The following is a 26668-nucleotide window of genomic DNA, read 5'->3' as shown; positions in this document are numbered from 1 at the left end:
CTATGCCATTACGGGCACTTGTAAACCTGACCGGTCATTTTGCTGTCGAGCGGGGCAAACGCAGACAGCAGATTCTGCGTTGGGCTGGTAGCGCCATAAATCGTGTTGCCGCCCATTTCTGCCGCGCGGTTGCGCAGATCGTTGGCTGCGCCACGCAGTGAACTGCCTTCACCGCCAGAACCACTCAGCCAGTTACTCTGTGAACCAGTGACATTTCCCAGAAGCTGACATTCACTGCCCGGTTGCTGATCGACGAAAGTCACGCGCTCGCCGCCAGAACTCAGTTGATTTGAGCTGCTGCAACCCGCCAGCAGTAAACTACCGACTGCCAGTCCGAGCAAGAGGTTAATCCGCATTGTAATCCCCATTTATTATCATCAGTGTCGGGCGGCAGCGTAGCAGAAAAGCGCACATTTTTTCTGAACATTCATTGCCCTAACCCGCAAAGCCGAAGTATTGCGCCCTTACTTATACCCTTTCGCCAGCAAAAGAAAAACCCCTGACCGTTGCCGATCAGGGGTTCTCAGATGACTTAAGCAGTCAACGGCGATTACATCATGCCGCCCATACCGCCCATGCCACCCATACCGCCAGCACCGCCACCTAAGTCAGGTGCGTCGCCTTTCGGCAGGTCAGTGACCATACATTCGGTGGTGATCATCAGGCCAGCCACAGAAGCCGCGTACTGCAGCGCAGAACGGGTTACTTTGGTTGGGTCCAGGATACCGAAATCGATCATGTTGCCGTATTCTTCAGTCTGCGCGTTGTAACCGTAGTTACCGTCGCCCGCTTTCACGTTGTTGGCAACCACAGACGGCTCTTCACCGGCGTTAGAGACGATCTGACGCAGCGGAGCTTCCATTGCGCGCAGCGCAACTTTGATACCGACGTTCTGATCTTCGTTCTGGCCTTTCAGGTCAGATGCAGAGATTTTTGCCGCAACGCGTACCAGCGCCACGCCGCCGCCGGCAACCACACCTTCTTCTACCGCAGCACGAGTGGCGTGCAGGGCATCTTCAACGCGCGCTTTCTTCTCTTTCATTTCAACTTCAGTGGCTGCGCCAACTTTCAGCACGGCTACGCCGCCTGCCAGTTTCGCTACGCGCTCCTGCAGTTTTTCTTTGTCGTAGTCAGAAGTGGCTTCTTCGATCTGCTGGCGAATCTGGGTCACGCGACCAGAGATAGCGCCTTCGTCGCCCACACCGTCGATGATGGTGGTGGTGTCTTTGTTGATCACTACGCGTTTAGCCTGGCCCAGGTCTTCCAGCGCCGCTTTTTCCAGCTCCATACCGATCTCTTCAGAAATAACAGTACCGCCAGTCAGGATAGCGATATCCTGCAGCATGGCTTTACGACGGTCGCCGAAGCCCGGTGCTTTAACCGCAGCCACTTTCACGATACCGCGCATGGTGTTAACCACCAGAGTCGCCAGCGCTTCGCCTTCTACATCTTCAGCGATGATCAGCAGCGGTTTGCCTGCTTTGGCAACGGCTTCCAGCACCGGCAGCATTTCGCGGATGTTAGAGATTTTCTTGTCAGCCAACAGAATGAACGGGCTTTCCAGCTCAACAGCACCGGTTTCCGGCTTGTTGATGAAGTACGGAGACAGGTAACCGCGGTCGAACTGCATACCTTCAACCACGTCCAGCTCGTCTTGCAGGCCAGTACCTTCTTCAACGGTGATAACGCCTTCTTTACCCACTTTTTCCATCGCCTGAGCGATCAGGGTACCGACGCTTTCATCGGAGTTAGCAGAAATAGTACCAACCTGAGCAATCGCTTTAGAGTCAGAGCACGGAACTGACAGCGCTTTCAGCTGTTCAACAGCAGCGATAACGGCTTTGTCGATACCGCGCTTCAGGTCCATCGGGTTCATGCCAGCCGCAACAGCTTTCAGACCTTCGTTAACGATAGCCTGTGCCAGTACGGTTGCGGTGGTGGTGCCGTCGCCTGCTGCGTCGTTCGCTTTAGAGGCCACTTCTTTCACCATCTGCGCGCCCATGTTCTCGAACTTGTCTTCCAGCTCGATTTCACGTGCCACAGAAACGCCATCTTTAGTGATGGTCGGTGCACCAAAAGATTTATCCAGTACCACGTTACGGCCTTTCGGGCCCAGGGTAACTTTTACTGCATCTGCCAGTACGTTCACGCCACGCAACATTTTTACGCGTGCGTCATTACCGAATTTTACGTCTTTAGCTGCCATTTCAAATATCCCTTAAATTCGTTTCGTTCAGTGAATTACGCGTAAAAATTACGCTTCAACAATCGCCAGAATGTCGCTTTCAGAGATGATCAGGACTTCTTCATTGTCGATCTTCTCGGTTTTTGCGCCGTAACCTTCGTTGAAAATCACCACGTCGCCCACTTTAACGTCCAGTGGCAGGATGTTGCCGTTTTCCAGGATACGGCCTTTACCTACGGCAACCACTTCGCCACGGGTAGATTTGCCTGCCGCAGAACCGGTCAGAACGATGCCGCCAGCTGATTTTGCTTCAACTTCTTTACGCTTGACGATCACGCGATCATGTAACGGACGAATTGACATGTGATAGCTCTCCTTTAGAAAGTCCAATCATTCAGTTTTAGGGGTTGAACGCCGGGCTTCATGGCTTCCGGCCTCGTGGTGGAAGAGATTAGGGCTAATAAGAAGGCTTTCAAGGGGGAAACCAGAAAAAATTTTCGTTTTTGTAACAGACGCCGAAAAATGCAGCAAAAAGGCGGCTTGCGCCGCCTTGAGAAAATTACTGGTCTTTGTCGTGGCCGATACGATCGTTATTTTTGCGCTCGTATTCACCATCAACGGTAAAACCACTGTCTGGCCCTGCACCCGGTCCACGCCAGACGCGCAAATGTGGCATCAGCTTCAGCGTCAGGTGCTTCTGCACCGGTGGCAACAGCAGCAGTAAGCCGAGAAAATCGGTAAAAAAGCCGGGCAACAGCAGCAAAAAACCAGAGATGATCAGCGAAACGCTTTTGATCATCTCTGCTGCCGGGCTTTCATTACGCGCCATTTTCTCCTGCATCAGCATGAAGTTTTTCACACCCTGATTTTTCACCAGCGAGATACCAATACATGAGGTGAAAATCACCAGCAGCATGGTGAGCAGCACGCCCAGCACATGCGCGACCTTGATGAAAAGGGTGATTTCAATCCAGGCCAGAACAAAAAAGATCACAAACGGTAACCAGCGCACCGATATCTCCTGTGAGTTGAGGCTGCCTCGCGCCAGGCCAGACAGCAGAATGGGATGGTCAAAGGGACCGTAAAGAAAGAGATGGTCATTCAGAGCGCTGATTTCAACCGATCCTGCCAAATTTTTCCGGCTGACTTAAAATTGTGAGAAACATCACATATCGTTATTAGCGTAGCGTCAGCAAAAGCCCGTAAAGTGATCTGTGCACAGGCTTTTCTGTAATGACAGAATATGATCGTGCTCGCCAGACCGAAGATGGATAAAATGTCGGCGCTGGTATTCCACGACAATATAATTGCATCACCTGCACGTGACTCGCCGCCCTTCTCTGATCGCCTCAGAGTGCGTCCGGCAGCCACTCAGCAGCCATAATAAGAAGGTAATCATGGCGAACAACATTCGTATCGAAGAAGACCTGTTAGGCATGCGTGAAGTTCCGGCCGACGCCTACTATGGTGTTCACACTCTGCGTGCGATTGAGAACTTCTATATTAGTAATAGCAAAATCAGTGACATACCTGAATTCGTTCGCGGTATGGTGATGGTCAAGAAAGCAGCCGCCCTGGCAAACAAAGAGCTGCAAACAATTCCCCGCAATATTGCTAACACCATTATTCAGGCCTGTGATGAGGTGCTGAACAACGGTAAGTGCATGGATCAATTCCCGGTGGACGTCTATCAGGGCGGCGCAGGGACTTCAGTGAATATGAATACCAATGAAGTGTTGGCTAACATCGGTCTGGAGCTGATGGGTCATCACAAAGGTGAATATCAATATCTCAACCCGAACGACCATGTGAACAAGTGTCAGTCCACCAATGACGCTTATCCCACCGGTTTCCGTATCGCGGTGTATACCTCGATTCTGAAACTGATCGATGCCATCAACCAACTGGGTGAAGGTTTCCAGCGCAAAGCGGTGGAATTCGAGAACATCCTCAAGATGGGCCGTACCCAGTTGCAAGATGCGGTGCCGATGACCCTCGGACAAGAGTTCCACGCGTTCAACGTGCTGTTGAACGAAGAGACGCGCAGCGTATTGCGTACCGCAGAACTGCTGCTGGAAGTGAACCTCGGCGCGACCGCCATCGGCACACGCCTCAATACGCCGGACGGTTATCAGCAGTTGGCAGTGCAGCGTCTGGCGGAAGTCAGCAACCTGCCGGTGGTTCCGGCGGAAGATCTGATTGAAGCCACTTCCGACTGCGGTGCCTACGTGATGGTGCATTCATCGCTGAAGCGTCTGGCGGTGAAACTGTCGAAAATCTGTAATGACCTGCGCCTGCTCTCCTCAGGTCCACGTGCCGGTCTCAACGAGATCAACCTGCCGGAATTGCAGGCGGGTTCTTCCATCATGCCAGCCAAAGTTAACCCGGTGGTGCCGGAAGTGGTGAACCAGGTATGCTTCAAGGTCATCGGCAACGACACTACGGTGACGATGGCGGCCGAAGCCGGGCAGTTGCAGCTCAACGTGATGGAACCGGTGATCGGCCAGGCGCTGTTTGAATCCATCAGCATCCTGACCAACGCCTGCTATAACCTGCTGGAGAAGTGTGTCAACGGCATCACCGCCAACAAAGCGGTGTGTGAAGCCTACGTGTTCAACTCCATCGGTATCGTCACTTACCTCAATCCATACATTGGTCACCACAATGGTGACATCGTCGGTAAGATTTGTGCTGAAACCGGTAAGAGCGTGCGTGAAGTGGTGCTGGAGCGCGGCCTGCTGACTGAAGCAGAACTGGACGATATTTTCTCCATTCAGAACCTGATGTTCCCGGCCTACAAAGCGAAACGCTACACCGACGAAAACGAACAATAACCCGTTCTGGATCACGTTGTAGCAAGCACGCCCGTATAGAATACGGGCGTGTTTTTTTTGGGCGACTACAACTAAGGAATGTCGCGTTTCAGGGAGTGAAAAGATGATCGTGATCGAATTGATGATCGTGTTGCTGGCGATCTGGTTGGGTGCCCGTCTGGGCGGCATCGGTATTGGCTTCGCTGGGGGACTCGGCGTGCTGGTGCTAACGTTGTTTTGCGGCATGAAACCGGGCGCGATTCCCTTTGATGTGATTGAAATCATCATGGCGGTGATCGCTGCCATTGCTGCCATGCAGGTGGCGGGCGGCATGGATTATCTGGTGAGCCTCGCCGAACGCCTGCTGCGCCGCCATCCCCGTTATGTCACCTTCCTCGCACCGCTGGTCACTTATGTCATGACGCTACTGGCTGGCACCGGGCATACCGCCTTTTCCACTCTGCCGGTGATTGCAGAAGTCGCCAAAGAACAAGGGGTACGCCCTTCACGCCCGCTTTCCATCGCCGTGGTGGCGTCGCAAATTGCCATCACTGCCTCCCCCCTCTCCGCTGCGGTGGTGTTTTTCGCCTCGCTGCTGGAACCCCGCGGCGTCAGTTATCTCGCCTTGCTCGGCGTGGCATTACCCTCGACGATGCTGGCGATCTTCTGTGCCGCCATCGTGACCAATTTTCTTGGTAAAGAACTGAAAGACGATGAAATCTACCAGGCGCGGCTGGCAAAAGGTGAAGTGACACTACGCGGTGCGCAGGTATTTGACCTCAAACCCGGTGCGAAACGCTCGGTGGTGCTATTCCTGGTCGGCATTGCAGCAGTAGTGTTGTATGCCACCGCGATCAGCGATAGCGTCGGTTTGCTCGCCAACCCGGTGCTGCCGCGCAACGAAGCCATAGTGGTGTTTATGCTAACCATCGCCACGCTTATCTGTCTGACCTGTAAAATCGATACCGGTGAGATTCTGAGCGCCAGTACCTTCAAGTCGGGTATGAGCGCCTGTATCTGCGTAATGGGGGTGGCCTGGTTAGGGGATACCTTTGTGAAAGCGCACCTTGACGCGATCCAGACGCTGGCCGGGGATATGCTGCAAAGCTATCCGTGGTTGCTGGCGCTGGTGCTGTTCTTTGCCGCAACCCTGCTCTATTCACAGGCCGCGACCACCAAAGCGCTGATGCCCGCTGCGCTGCTGCTGGGCGTATCACCCCATGCAGCCATTGCGTCATTTGCTGCGGTCTCGGCCCTGTTTGTGTTGCCCACTTACCCGACGCTACTGGCAGCGGTTGAGATGGACGACACCGGCTCCACACGCATCGGTAAGTATGTTTTTAATCATTCATTTATCGTGCCTGGTGTGCTGGCTATCGCCTTGTCGGTGTTATTTGGTTTCCTGTTTGGCAGCCTGATCCTGTAGCCGGGTTACATCCTGTAAACCTTGTGTTTAGCTGGTCGTGTTATGATCACCCCCCTTTCGTCATGGGAGCCTACTGATGAGCATCAACTCTGCCATTGTGGTGCTGTGCACTGCGCCGGATCAGGCCAGTGCTGAGCAACTGGCCGCGCGCGCACTGAATGCGAAACTGGCGGCCTGCGTCACGCTGCTGCCAGGTGCGACCTCGTTGTATGTCTGGGAAGGGAAACTGGAACGGGTCAGCGAAGTACAGATGTTGCTGAAGTGCGATACGCAACATCAGCAGGCGCTGATGAATTTGCTTAAAGCGGCGCATCCGTATGATGTGCCCGAACTGCTGGCACTGCCGGTACAACATGGAGACAGTGAATACTTGTCATGGTTGCGCGCATCTCTCGCCTGATCGGCCTCTGCCTGGCGCTGTTTATCAGCCTGTCGGCTCAGGCTTCAATCTTTTCGCCCAATAACAACAGCCGCTTTGTGCCGGTTGATCAGGCCTTTGGCTTTGACTTTAGCCAGCAGGGTAATCAGCTGACGTTAAGCTGGAAAGTTAAATCCGGCTATTACCTTTATCGTCAGCAAATCCACGTCACGCCGCAAAAAGCGCAGATCGCCCCGTTGGCACTGCCGCAAGGGCAAGCGCACGAGGATGAGTTCTACGGCAAAAGTGAAATCTATCCGCAGGATCTTCAACTACCCGTGACCATTCATCAGGCCAGCGACGGTGCCACCCTGACGGTGACGTATCAGGGCTGTGCCGCTGCGGGCTTTTGTTATCCGCCAGAAACACGCTCGGTGCCGCTCAACGCCGTTGCGGCCAATAACGCCGCACCGCCGGTAAGCGCCCAACCGGACAACCACAGCACCTCGCTGCCGTTCTCTCCGTTATGGGCGTTACTGATTGGTATCGGCGTGGCCTTTACCCCCTGCGTATTGCCAATGTATCCGCTGATCTCCAGCATTATCCTTGGCGGCCCACGTCGTTACTCGCTCGGACGCCTGTTCGCACTGGCGATGGTCTACGTGCAGGGCATGGCGCTGACCTACACCGCGCTCGGCGTGGTAGTCGCAGCCGCCGGGCTGCGCTTTCAGGCAGCGTTGCAGCATCCTTATGTATTGATTGGCCTCTCGGTACTGTTCATCATTTTGGCGCTGTCGATGTTTGGCCTGTTCACGCTGCAACTACCTGCCAGTCTGCAAACACGTCTGACGCTCTGGAGCAACCGCCATCAGGGTGGCTCGCTGCCGGGCGTATTCGCGATGGGCGCGCTGGCGGGTTTGATCTGCTCCCCCTGCACCACCGCGCCACTCAGCGCGATCCTGCTGTATATCGCCCAGAGCGGCAATCTGCTGGCCGGTGCCGGCACCTTGTGGTTGTATGCGTTTGGTATGGGTTTGCCACTGATTGCCGTGACGTTGTTCGGCAACAAACTGCTGCCCAAAAGCGGCCCGTGGATGCATAGCGTCAAAGAGGGTTTTGGTTTTGTGATCCTCGCGTTGCCGGTTTTCCTGTTGGAACGCGTGATTGGTGATGTTTGGGGAATGCGCCTGTGGAGTCTGCTCGGCGTCGCCTTCTTTGCCTGGGCGTTCCGCCTGAGCCTCGGACTACAAGGTAAAGGACGCATTGTACAAGTGGTGATGCTGGCGGCAGCGGTGGTGGCCGCACGTCCATTGCAGGACTGGGCGTTCGGCGTCGATAACCAAGTTCAAACCGTGGCGCATCTGCCCTTCCAGCCAATTGCCAGCAGCCAGCAGCTTGATACGGCGCTGCAACAGGCCCAGGGACGCATCACCATGGTTGATCTGTATGCTGACTGGTGTGTGGCGTGCAAAGAATTTGAGAAATACACCTTTAGCGACGACCAGGTGCGCAGCGCCCTGAGCCAGGTACAGCTGTTGCAGGCGAACGTCACCGCCAATAACCCCCAGGATAACGCGCTGTTGCAACATTTACAGGTACTGGGCCTGCCGACCATTCTGTTCTTTGACGCGCAAGGTAAAGAGATTCCTGACTCACGCGTGACCGGCTTCCTTAACGCCGACGAATTCCGCGCACATTTGCACAATCTGCCGCGTTAAACGACACTGGAGCAAGACACACCCCGTCCGACTGCCGGACGGGTCGCATACCAGAGGAGAGTCACTTGCAACGTGAACAGATACTCGAGCATGCGTTGAATGTGCTTGAACAGCGCGGCCTCGCCGCAACCACTTCATTGCCCCAGTTGGCCGGAGACAGTGAACTGTCACCAGAGCAACTGGAACGCTACTGGCCGGATCGCGATGCACTGCTGTATGACGCCCTGCGCTATCACGGCCAGCAAATTGATAGCTGGCGACGTCAGATTCAGCTTAACGAGCATCTGAGTGCCGAAGCAAAACTGCTGGCACGTTACGAGGTGTTGGCGGAGCACGTCAGCAAAGGCCGTTTCCCCGGCTGCCTGTTTATCGCCGCCTGTAGCTTCTATCCGCAGCCCGATCAACCGGTTCATCAACTGGCTGAGCAGCAAAAACGCGCCTCCTGGCAATTTACCCACGATATTCTGGTCAATCTTGAACTGGATAACCCGACAATGGTGGCGGATCAGATGGAGTTGATTCTGGAAGGTTGCCTGAGCAAGCTGCTGGTGAAACGCAATGTGCAGGATGTCGCGATGGCGCGCCGTCTGGCGGAAGACGTGCTTAGCATCGCGTTGTGCCGTAAAAACGGGGCGCTATCCTGACGATTTTGACCGCTTTGCCTGAAAAGCAGGCAATCAATCACGTTTCCTGCGGTTTTTTCGCGAAAGCCGTTGACGACCGTAAGCCATTAGGGTTTAATGCGCCCCGTTGCCCGAATAGCTCAGTCGGTAGAGCAGGGGATTGAAAATCCCCGTGTCCCTGGTTCGATTCCGGGTTCGGGCACCAAAATTCAGAAAACCCAGCCAATGGCTGGGTTTTTGCTTTTTGAAACCGAGCTGCTCGTCATCGAACTACGCTCCACCCGCATTGGTAGCGGCGCGATTTATCGCGCTGTTTTCAGAGGTTATTTAATCCGCGCGATAAATCGCGCCGCTACAATGACTGGTTTTTTTTTTGCCTTCAGCCGTTTTTACATTAGCTAACGCTTTGTAAATGAATTACCTCCCCTTTTAGTACCCTTATCGAGAAAATTTTTATAGCATTATTTCCACATCAGGAAAATTATACGGTTCAGGAAAGTATCAAAATTCACCTGCAGATATTTTTCTACAGAAACCGCCTGAGAGAAATATTATTCTACCTTTCAGCCACCTTTATAGATTTTGATAATTTTACAGGGGACAAATATGGACAAAATGACAAATTCCAAAACCCGTCGCAAACACATCCGATTCTCTCATGCGTTGCTCGATCAGATTGAAGAAAGTATGAGCAGTGAAAACAGCCAGAACTTCTCAGCCTGGGTCGTCGATGCCTGTCGTCTTAAAGTGCGTGAGATTCAAAAGAATTTTAAAAGATAAAATTATCCTTTAAATACCCCCGGTTATTTAACCCACCATGCAAGCGACAAAAAAATAATAAGACATAAGTGCGGGTGAGAGGATGACTGAATTTTAAAACGATATTCGCATGGATAAACAAAAGGCCTGTTATGGATAATAACTTTCCCATAACAGGCCTTCTATTTTATTAACTTTCCAGCATCAACCGACTGTCTGCCAGGATTAACGGCTGAATCTGGTGTGTCACCAGTAGCGTCGTTTTTCCTTTGACCAATTCTTTTAGAGAATTCAGCACCATTTCCGTATTGCTGGCATCTAATCCCTCTGTCGGCTCATCTAATAAGATAATGGGGGCATGCGACAGAAATGCTCGCGCAATTGAGATCCTGCGCGCCTGACCACCAGAAAGCCGGGCACCCAGTTCGCCGACCAGCGTATCCAGGGCCGCCGGGAAAGCACGAACTTCCTCAGCCAGTGAAGCCTGAGTGAGCGCCTGCCATAAGGTGGCATCATCCGCTTCAGGTGCCACCAGCCGCAGGTTGTCCCTGATCGAGGCATTAAACAGGTAGGTTTTTTGTCCAACCACCGAGATGATCTGGCGTAATACCTCGTCCGATAAGTTTCTTACCGGACTGCCACCAATCAACACATCGCCTTTGTCACAATCCCAAAAACCCTGTATCAGGTTCAAAATCGTGGTTTTACCTGCCCCACTGGGGCCAAGAAGCGCCAGGCACTTCCCTTGCGCAATCCGGAAGCTGAGTGAATCCAGAACAACCGGCTGCTCAGGCGCATAGCGCATGGTTACCGTTGCAAAGGCCAGATCGAAGGTGTCAGGCGTTTTACTGCTATGGGGCAAAACCACGGTTGGGGTAAGCTCTGCCATGGAAAAAATCCGGCGCGCCGCTTCACGTGTGACCCCCAGCGCGGCAAATGCCGTTGGCAATGCCGCCACTGCTTCGGTGCTGGCAAGCACCGCAAAGAGCAGCATGACGATGTCATTACCGGCAATACTCCCCGCATGGCTGGCACCGACCAACAGGATAAAGGCACAAAACATACCCAACTGGCCGGCCAGCGCTGACAATGCGCTGCCTGCTGCCCCGACCCACGCCTGCTGGCGCTGTGCGGCAATCAACTTTTGCGAAAGCAGAGACAAATGCCGCGCCTGCCTGGCAACGGCACCCGCCACCTGTAACTCACCAAGGCCACGAATCAGATCGGTCGACGCGGCCTGAATTGCTGCACGTAATCCCGCGACTGCGTGACCACTTTCCCTGGTACGGGACGCCACCACCAGCGGCACAATAACCCCTGCGAGCAACAACATAACGCCATCAATGACAGCGACACCCGGAGAGAACCAGCACAGCACGCACAGAATGGCGATCGATGAGATCAGCCCGGCAATCGCCGGAGCCAGAATTCTCAGGTAAAAATTATCCAGGCTATCGATATCGGCTCTCAGGCGCGCCAGCACATCACCGTCGCGAAAACCCTGTAAGCGGGCGGGAGCCAGCGGCTCAAGACGTTGATAGAACCAGACACGCAGTACCGACAGCAACCGTAAGGTTGCATCGTGCGTCACCAGACGCTCCAGGTAACGCGCGAATGTCCTGAGCACCGCCAGCCCACGAATGGCGGCAGCAGGCGTGAAGAACTCCAGCGTCAGCGCCCCAACACCGGCCAACGCCATCGAAGCGATAAACCAGCCTGACAGCGCCAGCAGCGTAACATTCGACAGGATAACCACCACTGACAACCCGATACCGAGCGCCATTCGCCACCGCCAGGGACGCGCCAGCATTAAGAGATGACGTAAGTCGTTCATGCCGTTGCTCCTTTCTGCAGCCGTGCAAGCTCAGCAAACACACCGCCACTCAACAACAGATCCTGGGGCTTGCCTGACTCGATCACTCTGCCCTGCGACAACACCAATACCTGATCGGCCATAGCTGCCACCTCGGTATCATGAGTAATCACTAATCGTGCCGAATTGGGCAGTGCTTCAGCCAACGCGGTCATCATTTGCCGCGCCGTGTGGCTGTCCAGCGCCGCCGTCGGCTCATCAAGAATCAGTACCGGTGGCGCGGTCAGTACTGCTCGCGCCATCGCCACGCGCTGGATTTGGCCGCCAGAAAGCCCCTGGCCGCCATCGCCAACCTGCGTGGCGTAGCTGGTGGGTAACGCCTCGATAAAGGTTGCCGCCTGAGCCAGTGTTGCGGCAGCGTACAGCTCGCTGTTCCCGGCTTCAGGATGGGCCAGACAGATGTTATCCGCTATTGATCCCGCAAACAGCGTGGGTCGCTGCGGCAACCAGCCGATGTGCTTTTGCCAGGCGGGCAAATCCAGCTCGGCGAGATCGTGCCCATCAATCAGAATCCGCCCGGTGGCTGGGCTAATAAAGCGCAGCAGCAGCCTGGCAAGGGTGGTTTTGCCTGCGCCACTCGCTCCAACGATAGCCAGCGTTTCTCCCCGGCGCAGCGTAAAGGAGATGTCCGCAACACCGCCACCTTCCTGATGCTGATAACCCACACCTTCGACGCGAATCTCCTGCGGAGCACCCACCGGCACCACCCTGTTTGGCGAAGGCACTGGCGGCTCGGTATTCAGGATGGCTAACAAGCCTTCGGTCGCGCCAAGGGCATCCATGCGAGCGTGATAATGCGCTCCGAGGTCGCGCAAAGGACGAAAGAATTCCGGCGCGAGCAACAGGGCAAACAGGCCCGGCAGGAAAGCCAGTTCACCGTAGTACAGACGGAAGCCGACATAGACCGCCACCATGGCGGTACTGATGGTGGCAAAAAACTCCAGTACCAGCGAGGACAGAAACGCCACGCGTAGCACCTTCATCGTGGTATGACGGTAGTTTTCGGAAATCACCGCAATGATCTGCGCCTGCCTGCGGGCCGCATTGGACTGGCGCAGCGTCGTCAGACCGGAAATCACATCAAAGAAATGCGCACTCATCAGGCTGAGTTTATGCCATTGCCTGAGGCTCATTTTCTCGGCACCCTTGCCCACCAGGATCATAAATAACGGCACCAGCGGAGCCGTTATCAACATAATCAACCCTGACACCCAGTCGGAAGGGAACAACGCCACCAGAATCGCCAGTGGCACAATACCGATAATGATTTTTTGCGGAAGAAAGGCGGAGAAATAGGTTTCGATCGCTTCGACACCTTCACCCAGCGAACTGGCGATGCTGCCGGTACGCTGTTGCTGGCTCCAGGTCGGGCCAAGTGCGGCGATACGTTCCAGTAACGTTCCCCGCAACGTCTGTCGAATGCGTGCGGCGCTCTCAAACGCGAAGCCCTGGCGCAGCATGTCCAGACCTGCACGCAGGATCATCACGACAGGCAGTAGCCAAAGTGCGGGGAACAGTTCGGTCAATCCTTTGCCGCCGATGACAACCCGGTCGATCAACCATGCCAGCAACCAGCACTGGACAATCATCATGATGGCATTCAGCGTTGCCATGGTGACAGACAGGGAGAAGAAGGCGCCAGCCTGGCGACGCTGACTGGAGAGCCAGCGTTCCGCCAGACGAGCGGCCGCTCCACTAAGGGGAGGACGAGCCGACATGATGCGTTTAGTGTCCGTAGCCAACCAGTTTAGAGATGCGGCCCCGGAATACCCAAATCTGATACCAGTTATACATAATCATCACTGGCACAAACCCACCCATCGTCAGGGTAAAGGTGATCAGGGAAACCTGCGGACTGGCACCGGCCCAAATGGTCCAGGTATTCGGTACTAACCATGGGAACATGGTAATCAACATCCCGAAGCCCAAAATAAACGCCGCACCGTTGAACCACATAATCGCCGCAAAATCTTTATCTTTCAGGGTGTCACGACGCACCTGCTCAATGCAGAACAGGGCAATAAGACCAAACAGCCCCCAAATCCAGAAGTGCGGACCAAACCATTTCGCACGCGCCCAGTCAAAAATCGCGGCGCTCCACACCCAGGTAATGACCACTGCGGCAATCGCTAACCAGAAGATGGTCGCGGTCCAGCGCGCGGCATCCTGGCGAATCGGCTCCGACTTTTCGAAACGCGCACGTACAAACAGCACACCAGAGAACGTCATGGCGACGCAGGAGGAGATGCCGGTCCAGATGGAGAAAGGAGAAATAAAGTTAAACGCCCCACCCGCATAATGCGGCACGCCCTGCGCCGGGGTATCCAGCGCAAATCCCTGCAACACGGCACCGACACACATGCCACCAAAGAAGGTCACGGTCAGGCTGGCGATACCAAACACTCCGTCCGAGAATCGCTGCCAGAACGGTGACGCCAGGTGACGGAACTCCAGCGCCACTGCACGGGACATAATGCCCCACAGCACCAGCGCCATCGGTATCATGAGGTAGCTGAAAGCGGAACCGTAAACAAAGGGGAAAGTACCAAACATGATACCACCGGCCACGATCAACCAGGTTTCGTTGGCATCCCAGGTACCCGCCATCGCCGCCATAATCGCGCCGCGTTCGTCATGATCTCTTACGAAGAGCGAGAAGATCCCCGCTCCAAGGTCTGCGCCATCCAGCGCGATGTACAACAGCACGCTGACGCCAAAGGCCAGCCACCAGGCAATCGTCAGAAATTGCTGGGTATGAGTAAGCATATCCATGGGTGTCTTCTCCGCGTCAGACCGGTCTTACGTATTCAGGATGATCAGCATGACCGCCTGCCGGCAGGTCGAGCTGGCCGAGGTGTTCATGACCTTCACCCGGCAACGGGCTGGTTAAATCCGGCCCCTGGCGAACAACCTTCGCGAGGAACCAAATCGTACCGGCAACCACCGCTGACTCGAAGATGGCAAAGCCGACCAGCCAGAAGATAGCCAGCCCAAGCGTCATGGCGCTCATACCGTCTTCAGTACGCATCAACCCGTTGACAATCCACGGTTGACGACCGATTTCACGTGTCCACCATCCGGCGATCACCGCAACATAAGGCAGCACCACCATCGCAACCGCGATGAACAGGAACAACGTATTACGCGGAGCCAGTTCCACCGTCATACGGCGACGGCACATCAACCAAATACCCCACAGGCTGACCAGCAGGATGGCCCCACCCGCTCCCGCCATGGCGCGAAACGCGTAGAACGGCAGCACCACAGGCGGCTGCTCATCTTTCGGGAAGCTGTTCAGGCCTCGCACCGGACCGTTCCAGGTTTTGGTTTCGATCAGGCTGAGTGCATGCGGGATAGAAATCGACCAGGCCAGACCATTTCCTTCCGCATTCGGCCAACCGATGATATGCCAGGCGCTGTTGACGTTGCCGGCGGAATCATAGGTGTCGTAATGCCCTTCCATCGCAGCCAGAGCTGCAGGTTTGTGCTCCAGCGTTTCTTCACCCAGCACATCCCCCATATAGACCTGGGCTGCCGCCACGAAGGCCAGCAAAACCAGGGCATACTTCAGCGGTCGCAGGAAAAGATCGACATTGCGGCGTTTCAGCACGAACCAGGCACAAGTCGCGACCACGAAGCACAGCGACAGCTCGAAGCTGGCGAGTAACATGTGGGGGAAGGCGGTTTTGACGTTAGGATTGAGAAGCGCAGCCACCCAATCAGTCACATGGAAGATGCCGTTCTTGTATTCAACCCCGGTTGGCGTCTGCATCCAGGAGTTGGCAACCAGAATCCACATCGCTGAAAGCGTTGAGGAGAGAGCAACGTTAAAAGTGGCGAAAAGATGCATGCCACGGCTGATCTTGCCCCAGCCAAAAATCATCAATCCAATAAAACCGGCTTCGTACATAAAGGCGGTGATGGTCTCGTATCCCAACACCTGGCCGAAGAATGGCCCGGCGGCTTGAGAAAAGCGGCCATACAGGATACCAAAAGCCATCTCCATCGTGACACCGGTAGCCACACCGGCCCCGAAGTTAACGATGAACAACTTTTCGAAAAAGCGACACAGGCGGTACCACTTTTCATCATTTTTTCTAACCCACATCAGTTCAGAAATGAACAACAGCGCGGCCAGACCAATGGTCAGTGGTGGATAAATGATATGTACTGATGAGATTAGCGCGAAGTCGATTCGCGTAATCAGCGATGTGAGATCGTTACTTAACATGACTATCTTCTTTTCTATTAAGTGACCAGATTAGCCAGCGACAACCGAACGCCCTTCCCCTTACATGGCAGGTGAAGTGGTAAGAGTCAGAACGGGGAGTGTAGAAACAGGTGCCGCACCATCGGATTAGTCTACACGCCGATGCATCATTGTTAGCATTTATCCCTGCTAAACACACAAGAAACAGGATAATATCCGACAGCATGGACAAGAGAAGTGGAGCCTGACCATCTGGTCATGCTGACACCCGGTTGATTGCCGACGAAGCTACTAACAGTACTCGACGATAAGCAAATGATCCTGAGAGCTGAAATTTGCTTATTTGAGATGATCCAGGTTTCGAGACGCTTATATTGTCGATAAAGCACAATATAGGAGCTGTGTAGTCCGAATGAGGGTCAGTATATTCCTCCCCACCCGGATATTGTCAAGAAAAATGTGGGTAAATCGTTTTTTTGTTGCACGACATCTTATATTCATTCACAAGAAACAAAAAATGAATCAATCAATCAACCAACTGTAACCAAAAGAAAATCAATCATTAATGGCGTTGGCATTTCTAAGTCAAACTACAACATACAAGGACAATGAAAACATTACACGCAACTTAAATTACATTTAAAAATCAGCATCATACATTGATTTATGCTTTTTGTTATTAATCTGGGAAATCGCTTTCAGTCCCTATATAAAGAATCTTTCCTGCCAGAAAAATAATAATTACCAAGGTTTACGATAACCTTTATTCAATATAAAGGAACATAAAATTCACAAAAAATTCGATAGCCTTATTATCATAATGGCTATACCAATAACCTTTCATTCGATTATTTACAACAAATATAACCAATAGGTAACATTTATAATTTACCTCCCGAGATCTATTATTCCCTGACGAAAGTTTACAGAGCTGGTTGCCAGTAAAATGGATCCTGAAAAAGGCCCATGCTGGACATGAGCCCTTTCCGCACCCCGTGCACAATCGGTCAAGGCGTTGCTGGTGAGAGTTAACCAGAAGGGTAAAACCACCACAGTAGTGCCTGAGCTGTATAGATGAGACAAGCCAGCACGATTTTTGAGCACAAACTGCGATGGGAAAAATGCTTCAGAATCACGCAGAGGATAACGAACAACATTTGCAGCATTTCGCGCAGATGTAACAGGTGAGTGATGACCATAACATTTCCACGAATGACCAAGGTAGCCATTACTATACCTTGGTTTAGTTTTCGGGGAATAACTATCTGGCCGCAGTTGATGGGCCATCTAGGTTGGCTTTTAGCGGGAAAATAGAATACGCAAACTATTGGCTCAATGGTGCAGGTACAACTAATTGATAAAGAAAAGGCATTGGGTTATCGAGACAGTTTATCGTGCACCATCCGTAGCGATTAAATATTTTTTCCAGCCGTGCGGTATTTCCTGTCAGTCGAACCAGCAACGGGGCGATTTGTTTTCCGTCTTCATTAAAAGAAACGTCCAACGCGTTACGTGATAAATAAATCGCGTCCGCCTCCGTATTTGCGTTCATCAAACGACGTCCTGACCATTCCCGGTCGTTGAGATGATGAAAGGAAAAATCCATTTGCTTCGCGGTTTCTATGGCATAAGTCAGTCTGAATAGATCGTTTTGCTCCAGCAATATGCCATTACAGGTACGCCAGAGATAATCAAGCTTATCGCGCAGTTCAGACCTGGCCCCAAGCGTTCGCCCCTGTTTCAGCAACCAGTGAATATCGGGAGCGACCTCACGGGGAAAGCGATGTTGTTTCAATGCGGTAGCGAGCCAACGGATCAGGAACATATTTTCCTGCGACACTGAACGAACTAATCCATCCAGGCGTGCGACATGCAACGCAATCAGGGCACACCACGCTAAATGTCCGGTTTTATCAGTCAGCGGTTCCATTCTCACAACGATACTCCATGTAATTGACTATTGTTCCTGTGGGTTTAAGTGAAATACAATTTAGCCAGAATGCAAACCTTACCCATTCAGCTTTCTGCTGTGCTCGGCCATTATTAAAAATATCACTAACGAATATTCTGAGATTCCATCTAAAAAGTCTTTCTGCCAGAACATCTTTCCTGGTTCAGATTAAAACTCCTTCTGCCCACCTAACTCAATTACTCTATTTGGCGGGATCATAAACTGCTCATGTGCACGTAAAGCATTACGCTGGAAGAAATGGAAAATCGCCCCTTTCGCCCGTGCCAGCCCACGGCGTTTTTTCATCACCAGCGTGTCGTGAGAAGTAAAGAACGAGGCTTCCTGAAGCGAGCAGCCAAAACCTTCCAGGCCGCATAAATGCAAAATCTCCTGCATTGAGGGTACCTCATGCCAGCCATAGGACGCCGTCACCTGCCAGAATGAAGGGGAGAGTTGCTGCATGCTGATACGCTTCTGGTTGTGCACCCTTGGCGTGTCGATGGTGCGGATATGCAGCAGCACGGTACGTTCATGCAACACTCGGTTATGTTTGAGGTTATGCAGCAGTGCCTGAGGAATTTCATACTCCTTGCGAGCGAGAAAGATCGCCGTGCCTCCGACTCTCATCGGCGGTGCCGCTTCCAGCGAACTGATCATCGCTTTCAGCCCCACCGGGTCATCCGCCAGACGGCGAATCAACAGTGAGCGCTCACTACTCCAGATCAGCATCAACACCAGCATCGTCATCGCCAGCAATACCGGAACCCAACCGCCGGAGAGTAATTTCATCAGATTGGCGCCAAACAGTGGCACATCAATGGTCAGCATACACAGGAGAAAAACCACCGCCAGCGGCAGCGGCCAACGCCAGTTTTTGAACGCCACCACGCTCGCCAGACAGGCCGTCAGCACCATGGTGCCGGTCACCACGATGCCATACGCAGCCGACAGCGCAGAAGATTGTCGGAAAGAGATAATAATCACCGTCACGGCGGCAAACAGTAGCCAGTTAACCACCGGAATGTAGATTTGCCCGGATTCCGTCGATGAGGTGTAGACAATCCGCACTGGCGGCAGAAATCCCTGGCGTATCGCCTGATGTGTCAGGCTATAAACGCCGGAAATCACCGACTGCGCTGCAATCACGGTTGATAACGTGGCCAGGACGATCAGGGGGATCTGCGCCCAGCCCGGTGCCAGCAGATAAAAGGGATTGCGCACGGCATCCGCATCGGCCAGCACCAACGCTCCCTGACCAAAGTAGTTCAGCACCAGCGCGGGCATCGCAATGATCAACCAGGCCAGCCGAATCGGCGCTTTGCCCAGATGCCCCATATCCGCATACAAGGCTTCCGCCCCGGTTACCGCCAGCACCACCATGCCTAACGCTGCGAACGAAAGCGCCTTATGGCTGTTAAGAAATTCCAGCGCATATAACGGATTCAGGGCTTGTAGCACGTCCGGATGCATCAAAATCCCCCGTACGCCCAACGCGGCAAGGGTGAGAAACCACACCAGCATCACCGGACCAAAGACAAGGCTGACCCGCTCGGTACCGTGCTTTTGGATCATAAACAGCAAGGTCAGGATCAGCACCGACAACGGCACGATCACGTGATCGAGTGCCGGAGCCACCACTTCGATCCCTTCAATCGCTGACAGCACGGAAATGGCGGGGGTGATCACACCATCACCATAAAAGAATGCGCCACCAATCAACCCGGCCAACACAATGAAATATCCGGCCCGGCCAGTCACATGCTGACGTGCCAGCGACATCAGCGTCAGAATTCCACCCTCGCCATCATGGTCGGCGCGCATCACAAAACAGACGTATTTCACGGTGACGATCAGCGTCAGCGCCCAAAAAATCAGCGAGAGAAACCCCATCACCGCCGTGGGCGTCGTACCACCGTCGGGTAATATGGAAAGACATTCCCGCAGCGTATACAGCGGGCTGGTGCCGATATCACCGAACACGATACCTGCCGCTGCCAGCATGCCTGCCGGAAGAGACTGCTTAGCTGAAGCCATACGAGACGCATCCTTTCAGAGGGAGGTGACGGACTGAAAATATTATAGCTGCTGCCCCCGGTAGCGTTGCCTCGGGTAAAGCGTACAACCTCCCGTTTTTGCCTGATTTTTATATCTGTCCGTCGTTTTTTTACGCCTTTTTTATATGCCGACGGCTTAAATCACAGGGAACGATTTCCATCGTGATCAAAGGGAAAATTCTATGTCAGGCTTAATTCTGGTTTCGCACAATCTGTCCCGGGCTTCGACGTTATCCGCCCTGTATGAAAGCATTCTGTCGCGCAGCGGTGTAATGACAAATGACAACGCTGACGTAGCGGCGCGATTTATCGCGCGCATTTGAGGTCGACGTGGCAGCAAAAAGCGCGATAAATCGCGCCGCTACGAAAAAAAGCGGGAGGCCCGGCGACCTCCCTGATGATTTAAAAATCGTATTGCAGGCTTAAACGGTTCTGCCAGAAGTGCGAATCATACAGGGGAGATGTCTGTACCCCGGCGAAATCGGTCAGACTCAGGCCCTTCAGCACGCCACTGAAACTCCAGGTGAAATACACCAGATATTCCGACTGGTTGATGCTGGCCGAAGCCGGTGACGGTTTCAGATCCATAAACGAATACTGTGTCCCGAGCGACAGGTTTTCATTCATCACGTAGTTCAGGTTGGTCATATACGCGTTGCCGCTACCGAGATCCTGCGTACTGGTAAAGAACGGCTGTGCAAAGTAAGGACCGGACGAGGTGTTGTGCGCGTAAGGCGTCACCAGCGAACCGTTGTTCCAACTGTTACCGCTGGCGGCGATATGGTCATAGCCCAGTTTCCAGCTCAGGGCTGGGGTAAAGGTCAGCGCCAGTTGTGCACCATAGGACGTGCTGTTCACCTCACCAGCGAGCGCTTTGCCCAGGCTGGTGCCACGAATAAATTGCACGCCAAAATCCGGCTGGAACAGCGTATCCTGCCATTGCAAATGACTCTCGCCATACACCAGACGCGTATAATCAGCGTACTCCTGATACCACAACTGCCCGGTGAGTTTTTTACCCTCCCACTGCGTGCCACGACCACCGCCCAGTGCCCACATGCCGTTGGTGCGTTCATCCACATCGGTATAGGCCGTGGTATTGAGGAACTGATCGTCACCCCACGGTTTATAACGCCAGACTTTGGTGGCATGCAGATAATTGGTACTGTCGCCGTAATTCGCATCAACGCCACGGAACAGAATTGGCGTAATACGCCAGTCGTAATCACCGACGAATGGAATATTGATTCGTTGATCACCGGCCGTAATTTTAAAATTATCCTGCTGCCAGCTTAAATACGCTTCACCGACGTTGGTTTGATTATCACCAATATCGCTGATGGTATTGGCTTCATCAGGATGATCAATGCCGCGCAGAAAAATACCGCTCACGCCAGCACGGAAACCATAAAACGGTGCGGTTTCATATTTGATGCTGCCACCGTAGCTCACGGTGTCCTGATTAAATCCTTTAGAGAAATACGCGTTATGTGTCGAATAATAAAGCGTACGCAAACTACCACTCACGGTGCCGCAGGTGAAGATATCGGTAAAACTATTTACGCCACTCGCACCGTACTGACAATCGCTGATATTACTTTGTGTTGCCGCCAGTGCAGCCGAAGCAAGCGGGAAAAACAGCGCCGCAAGACACGCACCACTCAGTGTTTTTAATTGCATAGTCCCAAGCCTCGTCACTTTTTAAAAAGAGCAAAGCATGGCCACCCGCACAATAAATGTACGGAGGGTGGCTCGCTTTGCTGTAAAAAAGTTTTATTATTGATTAATTATTTACACCGGTTATTTTCACATCCGGCAATGTATCGCGCACTTCCCAGCCACGTAATTTGCCGGGATTAAGTAAATTATACGGATCGCAGGCGCGTTTCATAGCCACAACGTCCGCTCGCACCATCCCCTGTTTACCATCTTCAATATGAATAACGTGCGGGTTATTTATTTTCACGCCGTTATCACGGTAAATTTGCATGATGGCATTCAGGCGTTCTTCATTGCTGTAACGCACCAGCGGCAGACCACTGCACGTTAAGGTACCATTCATATCGCGCAGAAATTCAATATGCGACATCACCTCATCTGATAATTGCGCTTCCATCGCCAGCGCCTGCTGATGATAATTTTCCGGCGCATAGGCGGTTTGCAGATAGGTCAGAGTCTTATCCACCTTCAGCGCCTGGAGCGTGGTGTGGTTCCAGCAATATTCAATCAGCGAATGGCCGTGGTTCTCTCCCTCGGCAAAACGCAGCGCACTGCGGCCAGCCTGCTGCGCCAGCAGCGATGGCATGAGCCGGTCGCTTTCCACTCCAACCACAGAAATCACGCCATGCTGCCCCGCCACATCCGCCTCAGCCAGATCGGTGAAATAATCCAGCACCGGCGCAGCCATCACCGCTACCTGACGCTTCACCAGCCCTGGCGATTTTGCCAGCGCATCGGCAAAGGCCATCGCCTCCGGGAAACTGGCAAAGGTGTCGAGACGTTCAATCCAGTCGTGACGTGGGGCCAGCGCCAGCTCAATCTCCAGCACAATGCCGTTGCTGCCGTATGCGTGGTGCAGCAGCAAGGCATCTGGAGCCTGCAGCGTCAGGATGCGCGGCGTCTCTTCCATGGTCATCAGCTTCACCGACAACACGTTGCCGGGTGCCGCCAGCGGACCATAATTGATGGAACCCACGCCACCAAAGCCGCCGCCAAACAGGCCGCCGAGTGTCGCCAGTTTCCAGGTGGAGGGCATACAACGCAGCTCCCAGCCGAACGGTCGGGTGTGGGCTTCCAGCTCGCCGAGCCGAATCCCGGCCTGCGCACACACCGTACCCTGCCCCATGCTCACCACGGCGTTGAGTTTGGTCATATCGACCATCAACCCCCCCTCCAGCGGGATCAACTGACCGTAGTTGCCAGTGCCGCCGCCGCGCAGGTTAAGTGGGATGCGCTGCGCGGCACAGACTGCCACCACCGCCGCCAGCTCCTGCTCATCACGCGGGCGTACTGCCAGCTCGGCAAACTTCTCTTCCAGCTGCGGTTTCAGCACCGGGCTGAACCAGTGAAAATCGCGCGACAGGCGTTTGACCTTTGGCGCTTCTTTAATCCAGTCAAGTTCAGGCAACGCCGCAACCAGCGCCGCCAGTGCAGACTGACGATCGGAATCAGACATCTTTCTTTCCTGTAGTTGAGGTATCAGGTCGGGCTGAGTTCGCTCTCATGCCAGGCGGCCAGCACACGGCGCGTTAACCAGGACATCAGGGCAAACAGCAGGAACCCCGCCAGAGAAATCAGCAGCAGCGCGGCAAACATCAGCGGAATATTGAGCTGATAACCGGCCTGCAAAATCTGGTACGCCAGCCCGGTATCGGTGCCACCGGTACCAGCAACAAACTCCGCCACTACCGCGCCAATCAGCGACAAGCCGCTGGAGATGCGCAGCGCGCCGAAAAAGTACGGCAACGCCGAAGGAATGCGCAGACGCAGCAGAATCTGCAAACGCGACGCATGGTTCAGTTTGAAATAACTCAGCAGGCCCGGCGAAACGCTGCGCAGCCCCTGAGTGGTATTGGAGATGATGGGAAACACCGCCATCAGCGTGGCACACACCACCAGCGACAGGGTGGTGTCTTTTACCCAGATGATGATCAGCGGCGCAATCGCCACAATCGGCGTCACCTGCAAAAACACGATGTAGGGAAACAGCGCACTTTCGATAAAGCGGTTCTGCACCAGCAAAAACGCCACGACAGAACCAATCACAATCGCCACCGCAAAGGAGATCACGGTGATCTTCAGGGTGTAGAGCAAGGACATAAATAGCGTCGGGAAGTTCTGCACCAGGCTTTGCGCCACCACCAACGGTGACGGCACCAGAAAGGCAGGGATCTTCAGCGAGGTCACCAGAAATTGCCACAGCAACAACAGCACGATGGCGAACAGCGTCGGAAACAGCCACTGCTGGAATTTACGCTGCGCGGCTAAGGGCTTCTTCATCATTTGCTCTCCTGACTGGCGGCAAACAGACCGCGCTGCAACTGCTGCGCATATTGAGTGAACTGCTGGCTAACGCGAAACTCATCATCACGCGGGAACGGCGCATCAATGCTGATGTCATCCACCACGCGACCCGGTCGAGCCGCCATCATGATCACGCGCTGCGACAGGAACACCGCTTCCTGAATTGAGTGGGTGACAAACACCACCGTCAGCTTCTGCTCCTGCCACAATTGCAGCAGGTCGCTGTCCAGCTTGTTACGGGTGATCTCATCCAGTGCGCCGAACGGTTCATCCATCAGCAACACTTTTGGCCGTGTCACCAGACCACGGGCAATCGACACACGCATCTGCATCCCGCCGGACAGCTCGCGCGGCAACACATGGCCAAACTGCCCCAGCCCCACCAGTTCAAGGATTTCACACACACGGGTATCCGCTTCGGCACGCGGCACCCCGGCCAGGTCGAGCGGCAGGCGCACATTTTTGTGCACGCTGCTCCACGGCATCAGCGTCGCCTCCTGAAACACGAATGATAGCGGCAGATCACGCTGTTTTTCCCGCCGATCGCGACGAAACAGCATCAACTTGCCATCACTCGGCTCAATCAGCCCGGCGATCATTTTCAGCAAGGTACTTTTGCCACAGCCGGACGGACCGAGCAGCGAGACAAATTCGCCCTGGCGAATCGTCAGGTCCACCGGCAGCAAGGCACGCGTACCGTTCGGGTAAATTTTCTCAGCGGAGAGCACTTCAATCGCCGGGGGGGCCGCATGCAGCGGCACCGGTTGCGCATCATTGCTCATCAGGGTCAGTCGGCTGGCGGCATTCATGGCATAACCTTCACGTCTTGAATGAATTTCAGGGTATAGCTGCCGTCAAACGGGACTTTCGTCGGATCGATCAGCTTGTTATCCACCAACAGCTGCCAGGTCTGCTTCAGGCGCGGTACGGTCATGATGCCGATACCCCCGGTCTGCGCATCGCCGCCGGTCAGCATCTGATACTTCTTCATCTGCGCGATGCTGAAGGCGATCTGATCGTCAGTCATCTGCGGGTTTTCTTTCTTAATCAGCACGTTGCCCGCTGCCGGATTTTCCAGGTAGTTTTTCCAACCCTGCATCGAGGCTTTGACGAACGCCGCTACCACCTGCGGGCGTTTCTCGATGGTCGATTTCATACAAACGATGCTGTTGCCGTACGGCGGGTAACCCCAGTCGCTGATCGGGTAAACATTGGCCTGCGCACCGGCTTTCTGCACCGCAAACGGTTCGGAGGTGACGTAGCCCTGCTGCACCAGCGTTTTATCGGCGAGGAACGGCTGCACGCTAAAGGTATACGGACGTACGCGCGCATTTTTCAGGTTGAGCGCACTCTGCGCCCACGGCCAGTAAGAGGTATAGGCTTCGGCGGCTAACAGGAAGGTTTTACCCTGCAAATCAGCCTGGCTTTTCACATCCGGGTGGGTAATAAACACAATCGCCGAGTGCTGGAAGGTGGTAGCAACCGGCACCGCTTCCACGCCCTGCTGCCAGGACTCCAGCGCCTGCATGTTATCGCTGATGATGCAGTCAGCCTGACCGGCGGCCATCAACTGCATGGTGTGCACCTGCGGACCACCCATTTTAATGGTGACATCCAGCCCGGCATCGCGGTACAGATTCTGCGCCTGGGCCTGATAAAAACCGCCATGCTCGGCCTGAGCATACCAGTTGGTCATAAAGGTAAATTTCTCGGCGGCCATACCTGGTGCCGACAATGCCACAGCAAGCGCGGCGACAATGCTCAATGTTTTTTTCATAGCCGATCCCCGAATTAGCGCGGTTGTAATAATGATGCTGCGTCGTTTTGATCTAATACTTTGCCCTGCCACTGCCCGGTGCCCCACGCCGGTTCGGCACGAGTTACCCACGTCATCTGATGCACTTCGGTGATCACCTGCGCCCAGCTGATGGCCAGCGACTCAAGGATCGCCTCGCCCTGCTCTTTGGTGGAGGGCAGCGGATCGCCAATCACCCCACTGGGGCCGAAATCATACGAAGCCCATGCCGCCATCGGACGGGTGCTGGAGAGCGTCGGACACGGGAACGCCGGTGGATAGTTAGCCACCGCTTTCTCCATTTGCACGGTATCGGGTGCCAACGCCAGCATCAGGGCGGTTTCGGCATGACCGGCGTGCATCGCCATCTGCCGTTCTTTCTCGTCCATAAAACTTTCGGCGCAGTTCGGCACTTTGAAGGTGTCCTGCATGATGATGATCATGTCGCCATGACGCAGACGCAGTTCACGCATCGCCATCTGCAATGGCTGCGGCTGACCGCCATGACCGTTTACCATCAGGAACTTACGGAAACCGGCGCGGTACAGCGATTCGCCAATCTCCAGAATGGTGTGCAGCAGCGTCTCACCGGTCAGCGTCAGGGTGCCGGGGAAATGCAGATGCTCGTCCGATTTGCCATAGGTGATGGGCGGAATGGCGTACGCCGGGATCGCTGCCGGTAAGCGTGCCAGCGCATGGCCGACTACCCCGGAGGAGATCACGCTGTCCACCGCACACGGCAGATGCGGGCCATGTTGTTCAATCGCGCCAGTCGGCAGCACAATCACCGTGTTGGCTTTATCTTCCAGCGTGGCGATATCGGTCCAGCTCAGGTACGGCAAAAAGCGGTTTGCCGGAATATAACCATGTAACATCTCGC

25 protein-coding genes and 1 tRNA gene are annotated in these 26668 nt (G+C 54.1%); 9 read left to right on the top strand and 17 right to left on the bottom strand.

What is annotated here, in order from left to right; genetic code table 11:
* Positions 1–8: 8 nt before the first annotated feature.
* The 4 genes from AC6I8W_RS02355 to AC6I8W_RS02340 all read right to left on the bottom strand — a co-directional run bounded on the left by AC6I8W_RS02355 (position 9) and on the right by AC6I8W_RS02340 (position 3197).
* Complete coding sequence (locus AC6I8W_RS02355) at positions 9–356, bottom strand: DUF4156 domain-containing protein (RefSeq protein WP_480367731.1); 348 nt, start codon at positions 354–356, stop codon at positions 9–11.
* 194 nt (positions 357–550) lie between these two features.
* Complete coding sequence (groL, locus tag AC6I8W_RS02350) at positions 551–2206, bottom strand: chaperonin GroEL (protein ID WP_497836829.1); 1656 nt, start codon at positions 2204–2206, stop codon at positions 551–553.
* 48 nt (positions 2207–2254) lie between these two features.
* Positions 2255–2548, bottom strand: coding sequence for a co-chaperone GroES (locus AC6I8W_RS02345; RefSeq protein ID WP_013507632.1), 294 nt, complete (start codon positions 2546–2548; stop codon positions 2255–2257).
* Positions 2549–2744: 196 nt separating this feature from the next.
* A complete protein-coding gene (locus AC6I8W_RS02340; RefSeq protein WP_497838092.1) occupies positions 2745–3197 on the bottom strand; it encodes an FxsA family protein in 453 nt (150 codons plus the stop codon).
* A gap of 385 nt (positions 3198–3582) precedes the next feature.
* Between AC6I8W_RS02340 and aspA the strand changes: the two genes are divergently transcribed.
* From aspA to AC6I8W_RS02300, 8 genes are all read left to right on the top strand, one after another.
* On the top strand, positions 3583–5019 hold the full coding sequence (gene aspA, locus AC6I8W_RS02335) for an aspartate ammonia-lyase (RefSeq protein ID WP_013507630.1): 1437 nt from the start codon (positions 3583–3585) through the stop codon (positions 5017–5019).
* Between the two features lie 103 nt (positions 5020–5122).
* Positions 5123–6424: an anaerobic C4-dicarboxylate transporter gene (locus AC6I8W_RS02330; protein WP_497836828.1), complete on the top strand. Its 1302-nt coding sequence runs from the start codon at positions 5123–5125 to the stop codon at positions 6422–6424.
* 76 nt (positions 6425–6500) lie between these two features.
* The gene (gene cutA, locus AC6I8W_RS02325; protein WP_497836827.1) at positions 6501–6824 is read left to right on the top strand and encodes a divalent cation tolerance protein CutA; all 324 of its coding nucleotides are present in this window, start codon (positions 6501–6503) and stop codon (positions 6822–6824) included.
* Positions 6800–8500, top strand: a complete 1701-nt coding sequence (locus AC6I8W_RS02320) for a protein-disulfide reductase DsbD (protein WP_497836826.1) — start codon at positions 6800–6802, stop codon at positions 8498–8500. The genes cutA and AC6I8W_RS02320 overlap by 25 nt, the downstream gene beginning before the upstream one ends.
* A 65-nt stretch (positions 8501–8565) precedes the next feature.
* Positions 8566–9144 (top strand): division control transcriptional repressor DicD, encoded by a 579-nt coding sequence (gene dicD / locus AC6I8W_RS02315; protein ID WP_497836825.1) that lies wholly within the window; start codon positions 8566–8568, stop codon positions 9142–9144.
* Between the two features lie 108 nt (positions 9145–9252).
* Positions 9253–9328, top strand: a tRNA-Phe gene (locus tag AC6I8W_RS02310).
* A 20-nt stretch (positions 9329–9348) separates the two neighbouring features.
* Positions 9349–9525 carry a hypothetical protein gene (locus AC6I8W_RS02305; RefSeq protein WP_497836824.1) on the top strand — a complete coding sequence of 59 codons (177 nt, stop codon included), beginning with the start codon at positions 9349–9351 and terminating at the stop codon, positions 9523–9525.
* 204 nt (positions 9526–9729) lie between these two features.
* Positions 9730–9903 carry a YlcI/YnfO family protein gene (locus AC6I8W_RS02300; protein WP_497836823.1) on the top strand — a complete coding sequence of 58 codons (174 nt, stop codon included), beginning with the start codon at positions 9730–9732 and terminating at the stop codon, positions 9901–9903.
* A gap of 169 nt (positions 9904–10072) precedes the next feature.
* Here AC6I8W_RS02300 and cydC read toward each other — a convergent pair whose 3' ends face one another.
* The 7 genes from cydC to kup form a co-directional block, all read right to left on the bottom strand.
* Positions 10073–11716: a thiol reductant ABC exporter subunit CydC gene (gene cydC / locus AC6I8W_RS02295; RefSeq protein WP_497836822.1), complete on the bottom strand. Its 1644-nt coding sequence runs from the start codon at positions 11714–11716 to the stop codon at positions 10073–10075.
* Positions 11713–13473, bottom strand: a complete 1761-nt coding sequence (gene cydD / locus AC6I8W_RS02290) for a thiol reductant ABC exporter subunit CydD (RefSeq protein WP_497836821.1) — start codon at positions 13471–13473, stop codon at positions 11713–11715. The genes cydC and cydD overlap by 4 nt, the downstream gene beginning before the upstream one ends.
* Positions 13474–13480: 7 nt before the next feature.
* On the bottom strand, positions 13481–14527 hold the full coding sequence (locus AC6I8W_RS02285) for a cytochrome d ubiquinol oxidase subunit II (RefSeq protein ID WP_497836820.1): 1047 nt from the start codon (positions 14525–14527) through the stop codon (positions 13481–13483).
* 16 nt (positions 14528–14543) lie between these two features.
* On the bottom strand, positions 14544–15986 hold the full coding sequence (locus tag AC6I8W_RS02280; protein WP_497836819.1) for a cytochrome ubiquinol oxidase subunit I: 1443 nt from the start codon (positions 15984–15986) through the stop codon (positions 14544–14546).
* A gap of 1007 nt (positions 15987–16993) precedes the next feature.
* Positions 16994–17194, bottom strand: coding sequence for a hypothetical protein (locus AC6I8W_RS02275; protein ID WP_497836818.1), 201 nt, complete (start codon positions 17192–17194; stop codon positions 16994–16996).
* 95 nt (positions 17195–17289) lie between these two features.
* A complete protein-coding gene (locus AC6I8W_RS02270; protein WP_497838091.1) occupies positions 17290–17895 on the bottom strand; it encodes a DUF2913 family protein in 606 nt (201 codons plus the stop codon).
* Between the two features lie 189 nt (positions 17896–18084).
* Complete coding sequence (kup, locus tag AC6I8W_RS02265; RefSeq protein ID WP_497836817.1) at positions 18085–19950, bottom strand: low affinity potassium transporter Kup; 1866 nt, start codon at positions 19948–19950, stop codon at positions 18085–18087.
* A 202-nt stretch (positions 19951–20152) separates the two neighbouring features.
* Between kup and AC6I8W_RS02260 the strand changes: the two genes are divergently transcribed.
* The gene (locus tag AC6I8W_RS02260; RefSeq protein WP_497836816.1) at positions 20153–20293 is read left to right on the top strand and encodes a hypothetical protein; all 141 of its coding nucleotides are present in this window, start codon (positions 20153–20155) and stop codon (positions 20291–20293) included.
* Between the two features lie 79 nt (positions 20294–20372).
* Here the strand turns inward: AC6I8W_RS02260 and AC6I8W_RS02255 are convergent, their stop codons facing one another.
* The 6 genes from AC6I8W_RS02255 to AC6I8W_RS02230 all read right to left on the bottom strand — a co-directional run bounded on the left by AC6I8W_RS02255 (position 20373) and on the right by AC6I8W_RS02230 (position 26663).
* Positions 20373–21650 (bottom strand): TonB-dependent receptor, encoded by a 1278-nt coding sequence (locus AC6I8W_RS02255; protein ID WP_497836815.1) that lies wholly within the window; start codon positions 21648–21650, stop codon positions 20373–20375.
* A 103-nt stretch (positions 21651–21753) separates the two neighbouring features.
* On the bottom strand, positions 21754–23145 hold the full coding sequence (locus AC6I8W_RS02250; protein ID WP_497836814.1) for an FAD-binding oxidoreductase: 1392 nt from the start codon (positions 23143–23145) through the stop codon (positions 21754–21756).
* A 23-nt stretch (positions 23146–23168) separates the two neighbouring features.
* On the bottom strand, positions 23169–23972 hold the full coding sequence (locus AC6I8W_RS02245) for an ABC transporter permease (RefSeq protein ID WP_497836813.1): 804 nt from the start codon (positions 23970–23972) through the stop codon (positions 23169–23171).
* Positions 23969–24802, bottom strand: coding sequence for an ABC transporter ATP-binding protein (locus tag AC6I8W_RS02240; protein ID WP_497836812.1), 834 nt, complete (start codon positions 24800–24802; stop codon positions 23969–23971). Before AC6I8W_RS02240 ends, AC6I8W_RS02245 begins: the two co-directional genes overlap by 4 nt.
* On the bottom strand, positions 24799–25770 hold the full coding sequence (locus AC6I8W_RS02235; RefSeq protein WP_497836811.1) for an ABC transporter substrate-binding protein: 972 nt from the start codon (positions 25768–25770) through the stop codon (positions 24799–24801). The genes AC6I8W_RS02240 and AC6I8W_RS02235 overlap by 4 nt, the downstream gene beginning before the upstream one ends.
* Before the next feature lie 14 nt (positions 25771–25784).
* Complete coding sequence (locus AC6I8W_RS02230) at positions 25785–26663, bottom strand: creatininase family protein (protein WP_497836810.1); 879 nt, start codon at positions 26661–26663, stop codon at positions 25785–25787.
* Positions 26664–26668: the final 5 nt, after the last annotated feature.

This window comes from Pantoea sp. X-Soil-TKNS-1211 (assembly GCF_059730495.1).
This window is presented reverse-complemented; position numbering and strand designations above follow the sequence as displayed.

Bases quoted from the DNA above. Each gene is read 5' to 3' on its own strand.
- aspA (WP_013507630.1), top strand. From the start codon at position 3,583: ATGGCGAACAACATTCGTATCGAAGAAGACCTGTTAGGCATGCGTGAA.
- AC6I8W_RS02355 (WP_480367731.1), bottom strand. From the start codon at position 356: ATGCGGATTAACCTCTTGCTCGGACTGGCAGTCGGTAGTTTACTGCTG.
- AC6I8W_RS02280 (WP_497836819.1), bottom strand. From the start codon at position 15,986: ATGTTAAGTAACGATCTCACATCGCTGATTACGCGAATCGACTTCGCG.
- AC6I8W_RS02250 (WP_497836814.1), bottom strand. From the start codon at position 23,145: ATGTCTGATTCCGATCGTCAGTCTGCACTGGCGGCGCTGGTTGCGGCG.
- AC6I8W_RS02320 (WP_497836826.1), top strand. From the start codon at position 6,800: ATGGTTGCGCGCATCTCTCGCCTGATCGGCCTCTGCCTGGCGCTGTTT.
- cydD (WP_497836821.1), bottom strand. From the start codon at position 13,473: ATGTCGGCTCGTCCTCCCCTTAGTGGAGCGGCCGCTCGTCTGGCGGAA.
- AC6I8W_RS02275 (WP_497836818.1), bottom strand. From the start codon at position 17,194: ATGGCTACCTTGGTCATTCGTGGAAATGTTATGGTCATCACTCACCTG.
- AC6I8W_RS02240 (WP_497836812.1), bottom strand. From the start codon at position 24,802: ATGAATGCCGCCAGCCGACTGACCCTGATGAGCAATGATGCGCAACCG.
- AC6I8W_RS02260 (WP_497836816.1), top strand. From the start codon at position 20,153: ATGTCAGGCTTAATTCTGGTTTCGCACAATCTGTCCCGGGCTTCGACG.
- cutA (WP_497836827.1), top strand. From the start codon at position 6,501: ATGAGCATCAACTCTGCCATTGTGGTGCTGTGCACTGCGCCGGATCAG.
- AC6I8W_RS02305 (WP_497836824.1), top strand. From the start codon at position 9,349: ATGGCTGGGTTTTTGCTTTTTGAAACCGAGCTGCTCGTCATCGAACTA.
- AC6I8W_RS02300 (WP_497836823.1), top strand. From the start codon at position 9,730: ATGGACAAAATGACAAATTCCAAAACCCGTCGCAAACACATCCGATTC.
- AC6I8W_RS02230 (WP_497836810.1), bottom strand. From the start codon at position 26,663: ATGTTACATGGTTATATTCCGGCAAACCGCTTTTTGCCGTACCTGAGC.
- AC6I8W_RS02245 (WP_497836813.1), bottom strand. From the start codon at position 23,972: ATGATGAAGAAGCCCTTAGCCGCGCAGCGTAAATTCCAGCAGTGGCTG.
- groL (WP_497836829.1), bottom strand. From the start codon at position 2,206: ATGGCAGCTAAAGACGTAAAATTCGGTAATGACGCACGCGTAAAAATG.
- AC6I8W_RS02285 (WP_497836820.1), bottom strand. From the start codon at position 14,527: ATGGATATGCTTACTCATACCCAGCAATTTCTGACGATTGCCTGGTGG.
- AC6I8W_RS02345 (WP_013507632.1), bottom strand. From the start codon at position 2,548: ATGTCAATTCGTCCGTTACATGATCGCGTGATCGTCAAGCGTAAAGAA.
- kup (WP_497836817.1), bottom strand. From the start codon at position 19,950: ATGGCTTCAGCTAAGCAGTCTCTTCCGGCAGGCATGCTGGCAGCGGCA.
- AC6I8W_RS02330 (WP_497836828.1), top strand. From the start codon at position 5,123: ATGATCGTGATCGAATTGATGATCGTGTTGCTGGCGATCTGGTTGGGT.
- cydC (WP_497836822.1), bottom strand. From the start codon at position 11,716: ATGAACGACTTACGTCATCTCTTAATGCTGGCGCGTCCCTGGCGGTGG.
- AC6I8W_RS02255 (WP_497836815.1), bottom strand. From the start codon at position 21,650: ATGCAATTAAAAACACTGAGTGGTGCGTGTCTTGCGGCGCTGTTTTTC.
- AC6I8W_RS02270 (WP_497838091.1), bottom strand. From the start codon at position 17,895: ATGGAACCGCTGACTGATAAAACCGGACATTTAGCGTGGTGTGCCCTG.
- AC6I8W_RS02235 (WP_497836811.1), bottom strand. From the start codon at position 25,770: ATGAAAAAAACATTGAGCATTGTCGCCGCGCTTGCTGTGGCATTGTCG.